Below are 16,025 nucleotides of genomic sequence, written 5' to 3' on the forward strand. Positions count from 1 at the left end.
AGGCGGCCATAGTTTCGAATACTTTATGTCAGAAAACAACTTCTTCAACGGCTATACAGACTGAATAGACATGGAGTTTGTGGAGCGAGAGCGGACACCTCACGAACTCATTGAAACCGATATTCAACACCATCTTGCTGGACTATCACTTCAAATACCAAACGATATCTTGAGAAGTTGGGTGTCGATCGGAGTCGAACAGCAATTCACAACTGGATTCAGAAGGCCGATCTACAGTCAGCTGACGGTGCGAGCCGAACTCGCGTGGCAGTCGATGAGACTGCGATTCAGAGCGACTCGGACAGATTCTGGCTGTAAGCCGCCGTAGATCCTCGCGCAAATGAATTCCTTCACGTTAACGTATTCCCGTCCAAAGTCAACAATTTATTCTAGTGTTTTCCGCAATTTCAGAGAGACCCACACGTTGAGAATCCACTCTTTCTCGTTGACGCTGGAGGACATCTCACAGCTATACTCTCACGATCGCCGCTCCGATTTCAAATCATTCGTCATGGAAATCGAGATATCGTCGGATATATTTAGAGAAATAAAAGTCGAAAACTTTGTTTTTGAATACATCTAGAAATACGGAGCCAACGACAGCAGAGTCAGTCTCCGAAACTTCGCCGTCTGCTGGAATCGATGTTTAAGTAAACACGATCCGTACATAGCTTAACGAAGACAATTTAGTCACCTGTGAGTCTAATCACCATAGGTTATATAAATGTTAGTTTCATTTGAATGGTATATTACGCTCGAATTTTGATATATTGGTTCGAGTTTGTCCATTGAATGCCATCGGTATTTCGTTTCGTAGACTCCATTAGTATCAATATTCCGTGGTAACAATACTAAATATGCGGTTTCATTCGTGCCGTTACGAGCAGTCCATATTGATTTATAGTAGTTTGGCCCTGGAGTAAATCCAACACGTTCAGTAATAGCAGCGGAATAGAAATCTGTTTGTGACTCAATATATTCGTCACCATATGCCTGAATACTCCCGCTTGCATGTTTATATAACCATACATGTGTATTAACATCACAGGGTAAACACTGCGTGGCTTGTGCCCGTTCAGACGGTACATCGCTATTCAGGAGTCTTTCATTACTTATTTTTTGACTTGGTGAGTAATCGCGCTGTACAAGCTCCGCAGTAACACCCGAGTTCATGAGTAAGAAGATACAGAGAATAACCGCAAACACTTGCACTGCCTCTGTTCTAGAAACTAAATTAGGAACCGATAGTTGCTCCATAATAAACGAAATTGCGCTCTGTATGCCATCAATACCAAAAAGGGCGAATGGTGCTGAAAACGTGAATACGATCATCATCACGCGGGCAACGGAGAACCCTGTCCCAGATGGTAACGCGGATCCAGCGAGCATAGCGAAGTGCCCTGCTCCCAATCGCATAGAACTGGTCAGAGGTTAATTGGTTGCGACGAACCGCACGCTGGTACCCGACATAAAGAAATCCAATACTCATCAGAGCACCAAAAAATATATAGAACAGTCGGGTTGTCGCAACTAACTGCGAGCCGTAGTCTTTCGTGACCACGTTTGCGGCGCTACCCGACGCTTGACCGTAGATAATTCCATAAATTGCATCAACAACCTTTATTGGAAGTTGGTAAAACTTTACACCTTCAGCTGTGTATATATACCACGCTATTGCGAATATCGAGTAGAGGAATAGAAATGTGGGCCGGAACACCTGCTGTCTAAATGACAAAGAAAACCGAAATTGTTGATTTATATATCCAATCTTGCTATCTTCGTCCAAGTAGTCGTGCAGAATATCAATTTGTTGAATGCTCTGGAAGATGACCGCACCTACCAGAAGCGCGAACATAATGACATACGCGGTCCCGTAGTGAGAGACAACTAAACCAGCGGCGAAAGTTATCGTAAGAACCTGTTTCTGGATGCCAGTGAGTTCCTGATCCGTAACAGTGACACCCATCAGAGCGAGAAACATAATCGGTGTCGCCGTTCGTCCTGCACCCGGAAACAAGACGTAAAATGGATATGAAAATGTAAAAAGACACGACGCGATTAGCGCTCGTTTTGCACTGACCTGTGACCGGTATATTGTATACAGGGCAACAGGAAGAAACGATACGAGAAAAGGATTAACTACAGACCATTCGACTGCCATCGGAAACCCTGTCAACAGGGCGTAGATAGGAAACAAGACTGAGTTCGGTAACAATGAACCAACACCCGGATTAGCGTTCGGCAACCAGCGGCCATGTTCCATCATCAATGCGAACTCGGGATGACCGCCACTGAACGGCCAGAGACCAGCGTGATACACCAATGCGAAGGCAAAACACCAAACTACAAAGCCGTACCACTGCGAATTACGATCTCGAACCGCAACAGCGACGGGAATCATCCCTATAACGCCGAGCAAGTAGAGCAAAAGTAGGTTGTTATCAAACCTCACAAGTGCGTATGATCCGAAAATGCTTGTAATCGGTAGAAACAGGAACGCGAGCGGTAAGGGGGAGATAGTATCATCAATATTAATAACACATGAGAAATCACTACTGTGGATGACTTTAGCGCTGAGAACAGTAACCAAAGCAGATAGCGTCAATAGAACTGGCCACGTCGAGAGTGGACGATCCACACCTAATAGAGGATAAATCAAACTGATAACTGCGCCGATACCCATTACAATCATGAGACTCATTCCAACGACGTAGAGAACTGCCCGCGTAACTGTTGAAGTCTGCAGGTTGAACGCCAACCCCATCAACGCGCCTAGAGCGAACGTCAAGTAAAATACGGCTAGAGGAGGACGAATTAATGGTACGTGAACCCCGAGATCAGCAAGCGCAGTGAGGACGAATAATGACAATTGGACAGTCCAAACAATAGCTACAATTTGTCTCGCATCGACGTGAATAGACGATGGGATAGGTCGAATCATCTGCTTGATAGGTATTTAATCATAGTGATTAGTTAGTCTTTCGGACAGACAACTGTACTATACGAGTCACATGTCGACCACCGGTTCGTAGACCTCTGCAAACTGTGCTGCCCGCCGTGACCACTGAAACGTTTCAGCCGCCCTTCTCGCGGACTGTTTCATTGACTCTCGCCGATCTTTGGAATTGAGAAGTTCTCTAACTGCGATATCGAAATCTTCATTTGGGGAGACCACTTTCGCAGCTCCCGCAGCCTCTAAGTCTGTGGCAAGTTCTGGACCTTCTGTAACGACAGACGGGACACCTAGGCCGGCATAGTAGTAGAGCTTGACCGGGGAGGAGGTCGCTTGGAGCTCTGACGGGAACTGCGGATTAACTGCGACTGCGGCACTACTTACTAGCTGGAACGCTTTTTCATCTGGTAAACGTCCCGTTACACTGAGGGAATCAATCTGCTTGCTTGCAGATTCCAGATCTTCTCGACGATTTCCGTCTCCAATAACAACAAACTCATCTACTTCAGGTAGCCTGGCAATATCATACATGGCCTCAATGTCGAGCTTTGGGTGAAGTGTCCCGAGGAACGCGACTCGACTTGGAACGGTCTCCACTGAACGGTACGGAGCGATCCGGTGTTCGAAGTAACCGTTCGGCACGACGATGATATCGTCTACTGGTACTTTCCACTGTTCAACGATAATCTCTTTCATCAATTTTGAGACGACGACAATATTGTTCGCACGATGGATCGCTCGTCCCTCAACAAATTCGATGAAGCGCTGGATAATCGATCCCATCGGGAGTTCGCCATATAGGGGTGAACGAAACGCAAGGTCGTGGATGTCTAGCACGAAATCTGAGACACCTCGAAACGTTCCGACGCCGGCGAGTGTGGAATGTTCGAACTGGAGTTTTGCGTTTTCCTTGTCTGCGACCTCAATAGCCCGCTTGGAGATCTGATACGCACGTCTCGGCTGTGTCGAGACACCGTGTGTCGGCAAGTCTATCGATTCAATCCGGAGATCGGAAAAGCGTTCGTCTAGTTGATTGCTGGGGGTGGGAACAACGAGGGTAACGTCGTATCCGCGGTCGCTCAATCCCGCTGCTAACGCGGTAACCCTGTCTGTTCCCCCATTAGGTTCACCGATGTCACCGCCGTGAGCAATACAAATATCTGTCATACCTGTAGATTGTTGTCCATAACGACTTGACGAATCATCTCTCGTTCCCGCTCTTGAGAACTGCGTCTTGCGCATATCGACTGGCCTATCTCAGAGAGCTGACTTTCTGTTTCCGCGATGTTGTTAGTTTCATCTGGGTTGTCGAGAAGATTATATACTTCCGCAGTATCTGAGCCGTTACTGACCGATTTACTGATATATTTCCATTTGTCTCCTCTAACTGCTACTTTATCCCCGCCTAACGGGTGAGATACTATTGTATTCGGGGAGGACATCTTTGGTGTGCCCTCACTGATCGAGTTTAGAAGGTTTCCGAGATCTGAGATGGAGACTGGTTTTGAGACACTTCCCTCGGTGGATCCGTCGTAGACCACCAATGGGACATTGATATTCTCTTCATAGAGACACTCGGGTGGGTGGCCGTATCGACCATGTTCGAAGAATGATTCGCCGTGATCTGCAGTGACGACGAAAGATGCGTCAGAGATGTCTGAAGACAGTTGGTTGAGGAATGCGTCGGAGTACCGAATCGAGTCGTCATAGGCCGTCACCAAACGATCGTGGTCCTGGTCTGGGAACCGCTCGTCTTTGTCTTCCCAGTACCAGCGGAGATTTGCGTAGTAGGAGTTCAGTCGGGACTGCGTGCGCGTCTCAGAGTTTGCCAGATATGGTATGTGGCAATCCATCAGGAAGACCCACAGGAAATACGGTTCTGAAGCGGACTCAATCCATTCTAGGATTTCATTGTAATACGCTTCCCACGGTTTGAATACATTCTCGCGTTGTATTCCACTGAGTAGCAAGCGAAGTGCTACAGATGGCAGTGATCCTCCTTCTAGTATCCGTTCAAACAGGCGTCTCGAACGGTCTTCATCCATAAAATCCTGATAGTGATGAAATCCTGTGTCGAAGTTAAAATATCTAGATGTATACGGGTTCGGTGTGAATCCGGCAGTATCGTACCCCTTTTTAGAGAAGTGTTCTGCGAGAGTTGTGTGCCGATTGAGATGGTTCGAAATAACCTCGCGTTCTGATTCGATACGCTGATCGTCCGGGATGGGGCGATAGCCAGTGAAGATTGCTGGTAGTGAATCGGGTGTTCGAGGGCCGGGAGCAATTGCATTCTCAAAAACCAATCCCTCGGAGGCCATCTGGTCAAGTGTAGGTGTTGTCTCACGGTTGTACCCATGATGGCCGCAGTGGTCCGCACGCAGACTATCAATAGTAACAAAGATGATATTTTCTCCCATATCTATCAGAGCTGTGATTCCACAAATGCGTCTGCTACAGCTTCATTGATCCGCTGCCGTTCTCGAATCGATTCCTCGCTATTCTGTGCGAGTCGTTCAAGCAATTCCGAGTGACCATTGGTCGGTAACTCTTTGTCGTCGAGATCGACCAGTCGAGTCACGTCATTGTCGTCACCATGTACGTACTTCCAGTTGCTCCCTCGGAGCGAAATTTTGTGATCTGCTGCTGTCCTTGACACAGAGAATGTCCCTGTCTGTTGACGGACGTTCTCTGCGAGCTTCCCGTTCGCCGCGTCGATGACCAGATCAGGGATTCGCCGCACAGAGATCGGTTCTTTAATTCGATCACTACCGTCGCCATAGGCAAGCAATGGTACATGGATATTTTCTTCGTAAAAGTACGGTTCGTGGGAATAGACACCGTGTTCGCCAAACGCTTCTCCGTGGTCGCCATGCATGAATACGGTTGGATCTGTGTCATCTCAGATCGTCTAATAACCGATCGAAGAACGCATCCGTATACTCGATAGAGTCTTCGTACGCCCGAATCAGTCGCCGAGTCGTCTTCTCGTCGAATGGCGACTCCTTGTCTCCTAAGTAGAGTCGCCAGATCGCGCTCCAGCGCTCCCAGAACTTTGTTGAGCGGAATCCGTCTCCCGCCATATATGGCTCGTGAACGTCCATCAGGAAGACCCACAAGAAGTATGGCTCCTCGGTGTCTTGAACCTCGGAAATCGCTTCGTCGTAGAACGATTCCCAGGGTTTGAAGACTTCCTCTCGTTGAATCATGTTCCGGGACAGCCGGAGCACGTTTGAGACGGTATCTCCACCGAGCCAACCCTTAAACAGGCGTTGATAGAAACCGTCAGACGAATCACCAATAAAGTCTTGGAAGTAGTCGAAACCACGATCAAATCCGAAGAACCGAGACGTGAACGGGTTCGGCGTAAGTCCGATTGTTGTGTATCCCATCTCCGAGAGCTGTTCTGGGAGCGTCCGGTGTCGCTCCATATGCTTGTTAATCAACTCTCTCTGAGGAACCATATCCGTCGGCAAGTCATCAGAAACGAACTCACCAGTGAAGATACCCGGCATTGATTCAGGCGTCCGTGGACCTGGTGAAGTAGCGTTCTCAAAAACAATTGCATCTTTGGCCATCGAGTCAAGAGTCGGTGTGATCCCACCTTCATGGCCCATGAACCCACAGTAGTCCGCACGTAAGCTGTCGATAGAGACAAGTACGATATTCTCACTCATTCTGAATTCCCTCGTAGACTGTTTCGAACTGCGTTGCGACTGATTCCCACGAATATTTCATTGCTTTCTGTCTAACCATGTCTGTGATGTCATCTCGATCTAGCTGTGTGAGCACGTCTTCAATTGCAGTAGCAAGTCCGTCAACATCTCCGGGTTCCGTGAGCAAGCCTGTCTGCCCGGACTCGATTACCTGCGGTAGGCCACCAACACGTGACCCGACTACGGGCGTTCCGGCGGCCATTGCCTCGATAGCGGTCATTCCGAATCCCTCTTCCAGTGAAGGCACGGCAAGGACATCGGCGAGCCGGTAGAGCGCTGGTAGGTCATCACCGGGAACGAAACCGGGCATCGTAACATGATTATCCAGTTTGTCACGTGATATGAAGCTTTCTACCTTTTCTACATATGCTTCATCAAGCCCGGTCTCACCGACGAGCACGAGGTGTATATCTCGTCCACGCTCGTTCACGAGCTGGTCAAACGCCCGCACTAGCTCGACTACACCCTTCCGCGGCATCACAGTTCCCACGAACAACACGACCGGACAGTCACCGATACCGTATTTTTTTCGGACACGCTCGACTGCCGTGGCGTCCATATTACCAAATCGCTCAATATCGACGCCGTTAGGAATCACGTGCAACGCGGTCGCGTCTACGCCTTGGTCGACGAATCCGAGACTCAATGCCCGGGTTCAGGACAGTCGTCGCCGCCACACGTTTCGCCAAATAAACATCCGGCGAGAAAGCCGAGAGAACCGCAGGAACGTCCAGTCCAGATTCGTCACTACTGTCTCCCTGACTGTCTTCAAGGAGGTCGAGCCGGAGTTCCCCGAGGTGAGCGGTGTACACCATGCGGTCACGCAACTGTGGCGCAACGGTCGCAATGACATTTGCCGCGAACGGGAGGTGAACGTGGAGGATGTCGAACTCCATCTCGTATAGCCAGCGTAACGCCGCGAAGGCGAAGTTTGTCCGGTCACCGACGAGGCGTACTGCACCACCAGGTGATGTCACTTCTTCGTAGGGAACACGCATCCACGGTTTGTCGGCTCCTGTTCGGAGATTGAGACGGTGGAATGCGACACCGTCGTATTCGGCGGTCGCTGGGAGATCGTCCCACCGCCGCTCTAACACCGTCACATCGTGGTTCGCTGCAGCTGTCTCGCGGGCGATATTCCACACGACACCCGGTACCGAACCTCGGCCGCCGTACACTTGTTCGTGGCCGTCGTAGAGATGGACAACGTGGATCAGAGACTCACCTCCCACTTCGATCGAAACACGTCTACAAGGACGGCAATAAACAAGAATGCGCTTGCTACTCCGTTCCCCTTTGTCAATCCATAGGTGTTGAATCCGGGACGGGGACGGCCATTCGGAGCGCTACGAGCGGCCCACGCAACCGCACACCTATAATGCCCTCCCCGAAGACTGTCTGTGCCGGATACTGAAAGCCAATACCAGTCCGCACAAGTGGGAACAATAAGGGAACTGGGCCACCGTCCAAAACATCTAACAGAAGGTGACTCCAGATGAACGCCGCCACCATCGGAGTTACAGTGAGGTTTCTGCGGACGGCGTACTCAATGAAGAACAGAAATCCCGTAATGGGTACGAGTGTAACAGCGGAGTGTAACAATCCCGGAACACCAAGGAGCTTATCGAGATCAGACAGCAGACTGAATCCTGCTAGCGAGAATCGCCACGGCTGCTCGAAGAATCCCGGTCGCAGCACGTACGAGGCCGTCACCGGCAAGGATAGGTGGGTGAAGAGATCCATACTACCAGTAAGAACACTAGTTGGCGAACACGACGCCACGGGACGTAATCATTCGTCGAGGTAGCCGAGTGACTTCAGGCGGTCCTCGACTTTCGCTTCGTCGACTTCCTCAAAATCATCGTCCTCAGTCTCTTGCTCAACTTGATAGAGTACTTCCTCAAGGACGTACGTGACGTATTCTCTGGGCTCGTCCCATTCTGTTCGTGGCAGTCTCTCTTCGACGCGTTCGACAACTTGCTCCGGCAGTTCCAACGAACGAGTGTCTTCTTGCATTGACATTATATTTTGTGAGTCTGCGGTGTCTGCTGGGTAATAGTCCGTTGTGCATGTATTAGTCTTACCTTCTTGTCAAAAACCGCATAGTTTGTCACTATAAATCATTTTATTTTTCCTATTGCTGGTATTGTCCAGTTTATTATCACCTCAATTGACGTTCGATCGTCGAATAACTACTACGATTGTTGATTATGGATTGCTCTGATGGGATGAAGCCTGCTAAGTCCCCAGCGTGCGTAGAGAGGTACTGGGGTGGTCAAAGGCCGATGATTCAACAGCGTCTCAGAACGCGTGGCTCTGATTGGCCTACGTGCCAAGGAATCAGCATCATGGCAGGCCGCCCGGATGCCGCTAGCATCCGGGCGGTGAGCCTGAATAGGTGTTGCTCCATTTACGCATATACCACCCATCAGCGCAGCAGCAGTTAGTATCGATCTTCCAGATGCTCGACCGCATAGAGGAATCTGATCCACAAGGTTACTTGAGGTCGGGATTGACCGCGATGTTGATCTGGTCTCATCCGTTCTGGGGTATGTGCTGACGCACAGAGCCTAACCACATAAGTGATTATAGAACAATAATAGAATATCCCATAACATGCGCCAGATGTTCGGAATTGACACCAATGGGGTCACTGACGCAATTCACTTGACGAACAGTTTTGAGTACCCCACAAATCGGTTGGTTGAGACTTCTGTTTGCTGATGATATTGATGTGGCCAAACACCAGTAGCAGATAGTGGAATTCGTGAAGACCAACTTCTTAACTCCATCGTCAACTGGCTTGACGAGAAAGTCTGCTTGAACCTCCCCAGCAACGTGGAGTCGATACAAAAGATCTCGATCTCGACGGTCTGTATTTCTAATGAAGACTCGTCATAGGCAACCACAATCCTCTATCACTTGCGTACAAGTCGCTAATGCCCTTCTTTGACGAGACATCGTCGAATTATTCCCCGAGCAGGTGGAAGTCTGCGCAACCCCTACCTGCCCCTTTACGATGACGAGAACGATACAGACACCTTCTCCCACTCAGAAGCGAAGCGTAGAACTGACGTTCCACGCGGTTGCGCCCGAGAGGACCTGTACCCGGAGAAGTGGCACTGGATCACCGAGGCGATCGACTTCGCAGCGCACTCTCTCCCGCTGTACAAACGGCTCCAAAACGAAGAACACGACGTGGTCGTCGCCAGCGTCTTCCCGTACTTCCCGGTGCTGTCGACGAAACTGGGGAGCCTGCGGACGGACACACCCGTCGTCACGACCTGGCACGAGGTCTGGGGCAACTACTGGGAGGAGTACCTCGGACGCCTCGCGCCGTTCGGCAAGGTCACCGAGCGTGTCACCGCACGCGTACCGTAGCAACCGATCGCGGTATCGTCGATCACCGCCAATAACCTCGCCACCATCGGCCCTGCCCACGAAACCATCGAGATCGTGCCGAATGGGATCGACGTTGACCAGATCGCAACGGCCCCACTCCCACAGGAGCGCTACAAGATGCTCTTTGCGGGCCGGCTCATCGAGCATAAGAACGTGGACGTCCTGCTTGATGCGTTCGATAACGTCGCTGCCGACACGATGCCACACTGGGAGTCATCGGTGACGGCCCTGAACGAAACCGGCTCGAAACAAAACGTGACTCGCTCACCCATACAGACCGCGTCGAGTTCCTCGGCTTCCTCGACGACTATGAGGATGTCCTCGGCCACATGCGGGCCGCCGACATCTTCTGCTCGCCGAGTACAAGAGAAGGATTTGGCCTAACGTTTGCTGAGGCGATGGCAGCTGATTGTACCGTCATCGCAGCAGATCATCCCGATTCGGCCGCAGACGAAGTCATCGACGACGCAGGCTTTCTCGTCGACCCGAACGCCGACGCGCTCACCGACATACTCGACAGCGCGCTGGGTGGGGCGCGCCCCGAAACATCGCCACGGGAACGCGCCCAGCAGTACGACTGGGACACGGTCGCAAACCAGGCTGAAACTGCCTATCAGCGCGCTATTGATGGCGAGTGGTGAATCGGATACGAGAACTGTCAGCCAGAATCGAGTCCGCACACTCTGCTAAACATAGTTAATGAGCGAACCAGATCTATTATCGCATTATTCTGAATTATCTGACTCGTCGAGAGTTCTCTGTGTAAATCGAGTATGCGGGAGTAAACCTCTGAACGAACTATCAATGAGGTCAGAGAGTGGATTCATGATCTCAGTCCCGATTCCACTTTCCAAGTGGAAGCGAGTGTCTGAATCGAGTGCGGTGTAGCCATTTTCTTGCCATGTTGTCACAATCGTGGTGAGTGTGTCGGAATTGCCCTCGAGAATTATTCGGAACGTGACCGAAATGTCGCCGAGTTTGGCATCCGGATCGCCGATCGTACCTTGTGGCGGCCGACCCATGCCATCGTGTGAGTAGAGGTCAATGTTGAGTGTTGCCGCCCCAACGAGAGCATCTAACTCGTCGTCATATTCCGGTTCACTGCCCGCTTGGAAGTCAACCTTGACAGCTCCGTCCTCGATATCAGAGAGGTCGGGGTTGTCAAGACTGAGATCGACGGACGTAACTTGATATCGTGTTGCTTTCATGATTCCTTACGGCGTTCAGTGTGCTCGATAGGTGACGAAGAGAAAAACTGCGCCCATCGGTATCTAAACCGTCTAATCATGGCTGAGAACTCACAGGACTAGAACATAAATGTGGGGACAATGATCGGTGTCAGCCCTGTGTATGCGATGACGGATCCTCCACCTGGAGTTGAGGTGAGTAATCTGCGGTCATCCGTTCGGGCTCATCAGAGAACTCGACTATCGGGAGAAGCGCCGCCTCTGAAGACGCGCGAGCTGCCCCTAAAGCACCGAACAAGGCAGTGGGAAACTGCGACTGAGCCGATGCTGCGTAGGACACATACCGCGCTGCGTCAGGAAATGCTACAACGGGGGCAGATTCTGCTGTTGCGGATAACTCCTCAATATTGTCTACGAGCTCGGTTGCGACTTTATCGACGTAATCTTCGTCACGATCGCTCTCAAGCGCATCCTTGCGGAGTTCCCGAAACTCGTCGTCAGAGAGCTGTTCATACAAGACTGTAGCGAGTTCCCGGGCAGTTTCCGGGGGGGCGAGGTTACGGTTAATTAGCTCTTCGGCGAGCGCATCTAATTGTACGGAGGCGGCACGTCGTTTCCGTTCTGCTTCGTCGAGTTGGTCCCAGACATCTTCACTATCGCCTGCTGCTACCTTTGCGAGCCAGTCAGGCACCGTATCAGGAGATAGATCAAGGTGAACAGTCATCTGGGATCACTAGATAATTATTGGATACCTCCAAACTAAAAGCCTTTGTTGGAGGGCCTCTCCCCACTGTTACGCTAATCCGCTCGCAAAACACCTCAAATCTCTTGTTCGTCACGAACCGTGTCTGCGGTTTTCGTGAGCCCATCAACGATTGTGAGCCGTTCACTCAGTCGGTCTGCCAATTCAAAATTTTCCTGTTCTAATGCTTCTCGTTGACGGGTTTCGAGGAGATTCTGATACTGAGTATGCCATTCTTCGATTCGGTCAAATCCGGTCGTTGTCTGCGGTATCGGGCGGTCATCAGACGAGTCATATTGATTGAACCACCGATTCAGGAGGCTGGCCATGAACCGGTGGTCTTCGAGATTATCCGTGTGAGGGTTTTGCAGAAAGTCGTGAGCTTTCGTATTGCTCGGAAGTCGTAAGTCGTCAAGAGATGCTGATTCACGATAACAGTCAGTTACGACACGAACCTCCGCATGACGGTTTGTGATGTCGCCATGTTCGTCAGTACATTTGAACAGCTGATCGGCTGCCACAGCGATTGCGTCCGGAGAGACCGATAGGGAGAGGATCAACCCCCGGAAACTTTTCGCGACATCCTTCGACGGGGAGAAATTCGCAAGCGCTGCCTTCTCATTCACCTCGATCAGCGGCCCTTCGTCGTCGATTAGTTGTCGTCCAACATCCGCGAACGCGACACCGCCCACACCTCGATGGAGTGTGAACGGACCGTCTTCTGAGAGGTGTTCTCTGAGAAAGCATCGTGAGAGGCCATGGATATACTGAAGTGCCCGAACTTCTTGGATTGATGGATCATCTCCGTCAAGGTTGTCGTTGCGTACAGAGGTGCCGATCGACAACGCTTCTTTACAGACGAGTTCGTGAGTCTGTGCGTAATGTGCATACTGGTCACCGGCGTCGTTCGGGCGTAGCTGATCCGGGAGAGCTTCCGGTGTGTGAATGGTATAGCTGCCGTGCTTCCAATTTCGCAGCGCCATCAGAACGTTATCAACCGCTGTTTCGTCGTTGATTTCGTCAACAAGTGCGGCTCTGATGTTTGACTCTAAAACATTGGATGGCAGCCGAGTACGAATCTTCGAGCGTCTGGCCACTACCAGCCAGGTCCTCTGTATCATAATCATCGGTTCGACGCGCCTCAATCGTCCCGGCACGTGGATCACGTCCGATCGAACTGGAGAGTCACCGTATCGGTAAGATCTATATCGTGAGACGTAACAAATGATGTCAGATCAGCTAACGAAAGGGTCTGTCTTCGCTCACAGAGATCACCTGCCGAACAACACAGGTCATCGTCGTCAGTAGGAGAATTATGATGAGAGGACATACTTTGGAAATTTGGCCACAGCGAATGCTTCTACTCAGCACAAACGTCTGTCACATTCGTTAATCAATTCAATGGTTTGTAGCTGCTAAGAGGTGAGGCTGAATTGTGGGTATCTATGACCAAGCGATATTCCTCGAGCTCGCCAGCAACGGCCCCAGGAATTCGGATTCAACCAATCTACGACGAATTGGTCAGCATTATCGACGACACAAAAGCCAGCCTGCTGACGTATGAAAAGTCCCACAGCCGAGTGACAGACAGGTTTGTACTATTCGCACCAAATATCAGAGAACAACTCCCTGAAGCACGGCTACGACGCCGAGTTCGATTCATCAGTATGTTTATGCCTGGACCCGTCCGTGTGCCACCGGACAAGAGTGTCCAGTCGGCGAGGATCCAGACACGTGTGACGCCGCACAGACGAACATCGCCGCATACGACTGCTCGGAGTCGCTCTCCCCGCATCCTGTCCGCCGGGGATACATCACCCACCTCCGGGCGAACGGTGTCCCCACCGAAGAAGTGGTCTCAGAATCCTGCGGCGCCAACCCAGACACGATCGAGCGGTGGTACGACATGAGCACCGAGTCGGACCGCCGCGAAACCCGGCAGGAGTATGTCGAGGACCTCTGACCACGTCTCATCCGAGAGGCGGTACGGTGTCTTCGTGTGTCGCGGTACGGTTGTTACAATCGGCTCAACTCTACTCCCTCACCCAGATTGCGTGCTCTACAACTTATACTTCAGGCGAGCAGAGTGAAAGTACAGCCATAGGCCGCTTGACCCTGATTGGTGAGTGGTCACCACATTAACGTGTCTCCCGGTGTGAAATACCACCCTCAACCGGAGGGACCCCCCCACGTCCGCATAACTTACGAACCAGAGAACCGCCCAAGCACACACAGAGGGACACCCCACCGTGTCCGCATAATTCTCTACGCCGTAATGCGGTCCATCACATCACCCAGCCGCTCGTTTTCGCGAAGGACGTCGATGGTTGTGCCGAGGTCTGCGCCGAGCTCGAAGAGGTAGTGTTGTCCACCCTGTATGCCCGTGTTGCGTTCCATCGCGTTCACGACGCCGGCCAGATTAAGGTCCTGAAGGTGGTCACGAACACGCCGCATCGCGATCGATTCGGCGCCGATACGGGTGGTGATGTCCGTGTACTTCGCATACACCTGTTTCGTGCGTGCCGGCGTCTCCCCGTCCACTTCCAGGGAAACGATCGCCGTCAACGCGAGGTGGTCTTGTGTGGTCAGATCTCGAATCCCACGCTCGATGCTCTTGCGCTCGATGACTGCTTCGGCCTCCCGAACGTGGGCTTCCGTCACTATCTCGTCGCCGCCGTTCGACGCCAGTTCACCCGCCTTGTACAGGTACCGAATCGCCTGGCGTGCCGAACCCGTATCCTGCGCCGCCATCGCCGCACAGAGGGGAATGACGTCTTCGGACAGAATGTCGTCTTTGAATGCCTTCTCAGCACGCCGGGTGAGAATCGAGCGGAGTTCGCCCGCATCGTAGGGAGCGAAGTGGAGCTCCTCGTCACAGAGGGTGTCCTTGACTTTCGGGCTCAGGTTGTCCCGGAACTCGAAGTCGTTCGAAATGCCGATGACGGACACCCACATGTCCTCCAGATGGCCGTTGGCGCGAGCCCGCGGCAACTCGTATAGAATGTCGTCGTCCGTGCCGATCGAGTCGATCTCGTCGAGGACGATGATCACGGTTCCACCGAGAGCTTGTAGATTCTCGTAGAGACGGTCGAAGACGGTTTTCTTATCGTACCCTCGAGGCTTCTCGCCTGACAACTCCGCGACAAGGTTCGAGGCGACCTGATAGCTCGTATTGTCTTTGGCACACGAATACCGAACGATGGAGAGATCGATATCGTTGTCGTCGGCAAACGCTCGCAGGTCCGCTAGTTTGTACGTGACACCGACGGTTTTTCCCTGACCTGTCTTTCCGTAGACGAACGTGTTGTGCGGCGAAGCGCCTCTCGCCACGGGCGCGAGGGCATCGTGGAGGTCGTCGAGCTCCGTTTCACGTTCTGGAAGCTCATCAGGTGTCCAGGAGTCATAAAGAACGGTCTCGTCGGCGAAGATGTCCGTCTGGTCCGTGAACGACCGCGACATACGAACGTGATCGTGTACGCCCGATATAAAACCATCGCGTCCGGAGCGTCTTCATTATTGAATTTTCGGACGGACGTTCATACTGTTGACATAATATACGACCGAATTCGGACGATATGAGAGACTCTTTAGGAGACGATCCGTTCCGTTTCTCGGTGGATTATGCGGACATGGTGGAGGCCCTGAGAGAGGTCATTCATTCATCTCACAGAGGAATACGGAGGGACTCCACGACTTCAGTCGTGGGTCACTAACTCGGGAGCGATCCCTTGAGCCCATGGAGAGATTATGCGGACATAGGGGGGTCTCCCGCACGGCAGCAGTCCGTGTTCACTCTGATGCCCTTCACACGCTACAAGCAAGAACTGTGACGCTCCAGATCAGTGCGCCATTGGCGGCACATGCTATCACAACCACAGCATCCCGGATGTATCCGGAGAGACTGCCGAGCCTCCAGCAAATGCTGTGACAACGATTCGTGGGCGATCAACAGGTAGCCACGACCCTGTTGAGTTCGATGACGGTACAGCGATTCTCAAGAGGTTGTCTCCACAGTTTCTAATAGAGAT

The 16,025-nt window shown here is 51.7% G+C and carries 14 protein-coding genes and 2 pseudogenes; 2 read left to right on the forward strand and 14 right to left on the reverse strand.

Features of this window, described 5'->3' with window-relative positions:
* Positions 1–70: 70 nt before the first annotated feature.
* Positions 71–676 (forward strand): annotated as a pseudogene (locus ACODNG_RS05735) (IS6 family transposase).
* A gap of 26 nt (positions 677–702) precedes the next feature.
* On the opposite strand, the gene ACODNG_RS05740 reads toward ACODNG_RS05735, so the two are convergent.
* The 10 genes from ACODNG_RS05740 to ACODNG_RS05785 form a co-directional block, all read right to left on the reverse strand.
* Positions 703–1,389 carry a DUF2206 domain-containing protein gene (locus ACODNG_RS05740; protein WP_434522786.1) on the reverse strand — a complete coding sequence of 229 codons (687 nt, stop codon included), beginning with the start codon at positions 1,387–1,389 and terminating at the stop codon, positions 703–705.
* The gene (locus tag ACODNG_RS05745; protein ID WP_434522787.1) at positions 1,286–2,701 is read right to left on the reverse strand and encodes a DUF2206 domain-containing protein; all 1,416 of its coding nucleotides are present in this window, start codon (positions 2,699–2,701) and stop codon (positions 1,286–1,288) included. The genes ACODNG_RS05740 and ACODNG_RS05745 overlap by 104 nt, the downstream gene beginning before the upstream one ends.
* A gap of 306 nt (positions 2,702–3,007) precedes the next feature.
* Positions 3,008–4,120: a glycosyltransferase gene (locus ACODNG_RS05750; RefSeq protein WP_434522788.1), complete on the reverse strand. Its 1,113-nt coding sequence runs from the start codon at positions 4,118–4,120 to the stop codon at positions 3,008–3,010.
* Positions 4,117–5,370: a sulfatase-like hydrolase/transferase gene (locus ACODNG_RS05755; protein ID WP_434522789.1), complete on the reverse strand. Its 1,254-nt coding sequence runs from the start codon at positions 5,368–5,370 to the stop codon at positions 4,117–4,119. Before ACODNG_RS05755 ends, ACODNG_RS05750 begins: the two co-directional genes overlap by 4 nt.
* A gap of 5 nt (positions 5,371–5,375) precedes the next feature.
* Entirely contained in the window at positions 5,376–5,828 is a 453-nt protein-coding gene (locus tag ACODNG_RS05760) for a hypothetical protein (protein WP_434522790.1), read from the reverse strand.
* A gap of 19 nt (positions 5,829–5,847) precedes the next feature.
* A complete protein-coding gene (locus ACODNG_RS05765) occupies positions 5,848–6,627 on the reverse strand; it encodes a sulfatase-like hydrolase/transferase (protein WP_434522791.1) in 780 nt (259 codons plus the stop codon).
* Positions 6,620–7,225 carry a glycosyltransferase family 4 protein gene (locus ACODNG_RS05770; protein ID WP_434522792.1) on the reverse strand — a complete coding sequence of 202 codons (606 nt, stop codon included), beginning with the start codon at positions 7,223–7,225 and terminating at the stop codon, positions 6,620–6,622. Before ACODNG_RS05770 ends, ACODNG_RS05765 begins: the two co-directional genes overlap by 8 nt.
* Positions 7,226–7,253: 28 nt before the next feature.
* Complete coding sequence (locus tag ACODNG_RS05775; RefSeq protein ID WP_434522793.1) at positions 7,254–7,898, reverse strand: glycosyltransferase family 4 protein; 645 nt, start codon at positions 7,896–7,898, stop codon at positions 7,254–7,256.
* Positions 7,899–7,965: 67 nt separating this feature from the next.
* Positions 7,966–8,409: a hypothetical protein gene (locus tag ACODNG_RS05780; protein ID WP_434522794.1), complete on the reverse strand. Its 444-nt coding sequence runs from the start codon at positions 8,407–8,409 to the stop codon at positions 7,966–7,968.
* Positions 8,410–8,457: 48 nt separating this feature from the next.
* The gene (locus ACODNG_RS05785; RefSeq protein ID WP_434522795.1) at positions 8,458–8,661 is read right to left on the reverse strand and encodes a hypothetical protein; all 204 of its coding nucleotides are present in this window, start codon (positions 8,659–8,661) and stop codon (positions 8,458–8,460) included.
* Positions 8,662–9,685: 1,024 nt separating this feature from the next.
* Between ACODNG_RS05785 and ACODNG_RS05790 the strand changes: the two are divergent.
* Positions 9,686–10,709: pseudogene (locus tag ACODNG_RS05790) on the forward strand (glycosyltransferase).
* A gap of 84 nt (positions 10,710–10,793) precedes the next feature.
* Here ACODNG_RS05790 and ACODNG_RS05795 read toward each other — a convergent pair.
* From ACODNG_RS05795 to ACODNG_RS05810, 4 genes are all read right to left on the reverse strand, one after another.
* Positions 10,794–11,276, reverse strand: coding sequence for a hypothetical protein (locus ACODNG_RS05795; protein WP_434522796.1), 483 nt, complete (start codon positions 11,274–11,276; stop codon positions 10,794–10,796).
* A 130-nt stretch (positions 11,277–11,406) separates the two neighbouring features.
* Positions 11,407–11,946, reverse strand: a complete 540-nt coding sequence (locus tag ACODNG_RS05800; protein WP_434522797.1) for a hypothetical protein — start codon at positions 11,944–11,946, stop codon at positions 11,407–11,409.
* A gap of 128 nt (positions 11,947–12,074) precedes the next feature.
* Positions 12,075–13,094 (reverse strand): hypothetical protein, encoded by a 1,020-nt coding sequence (locus tag ACODNG_RS05805; protein WP_434522798.1) that lies wholly within the window; start codon positions 13,092–13,094, stop codon positions 12,075–12,077.
* A 1,168-nt stretch (positions 13,095–14,262) separates the two neighbouring features.
* The gene (locus ACODNG_RS05810; RefSeq protein ID WP_434522799.1) at positions 14,263–15,456 is read right to left on the reverse strand and encodes a Cdc6/Cdc18 family protein; all 1,194 of its coding nucleotides are present in this window, start codon (positions 15,454–15,456) and stop codon (positions 14,263–14,265) included.
* Positions 15,457–16,025 lie beyond the last annotated feature (569 nt).

This window comes from Halorubrum sp. AS12 (assembly GCF_051122765.1).
Lineage (GTDB): Archaea > Halobacteriota > Halobacteria > Halobacteriales > Haloferacaceae > Halorubrum > Halorubrum trapanicum.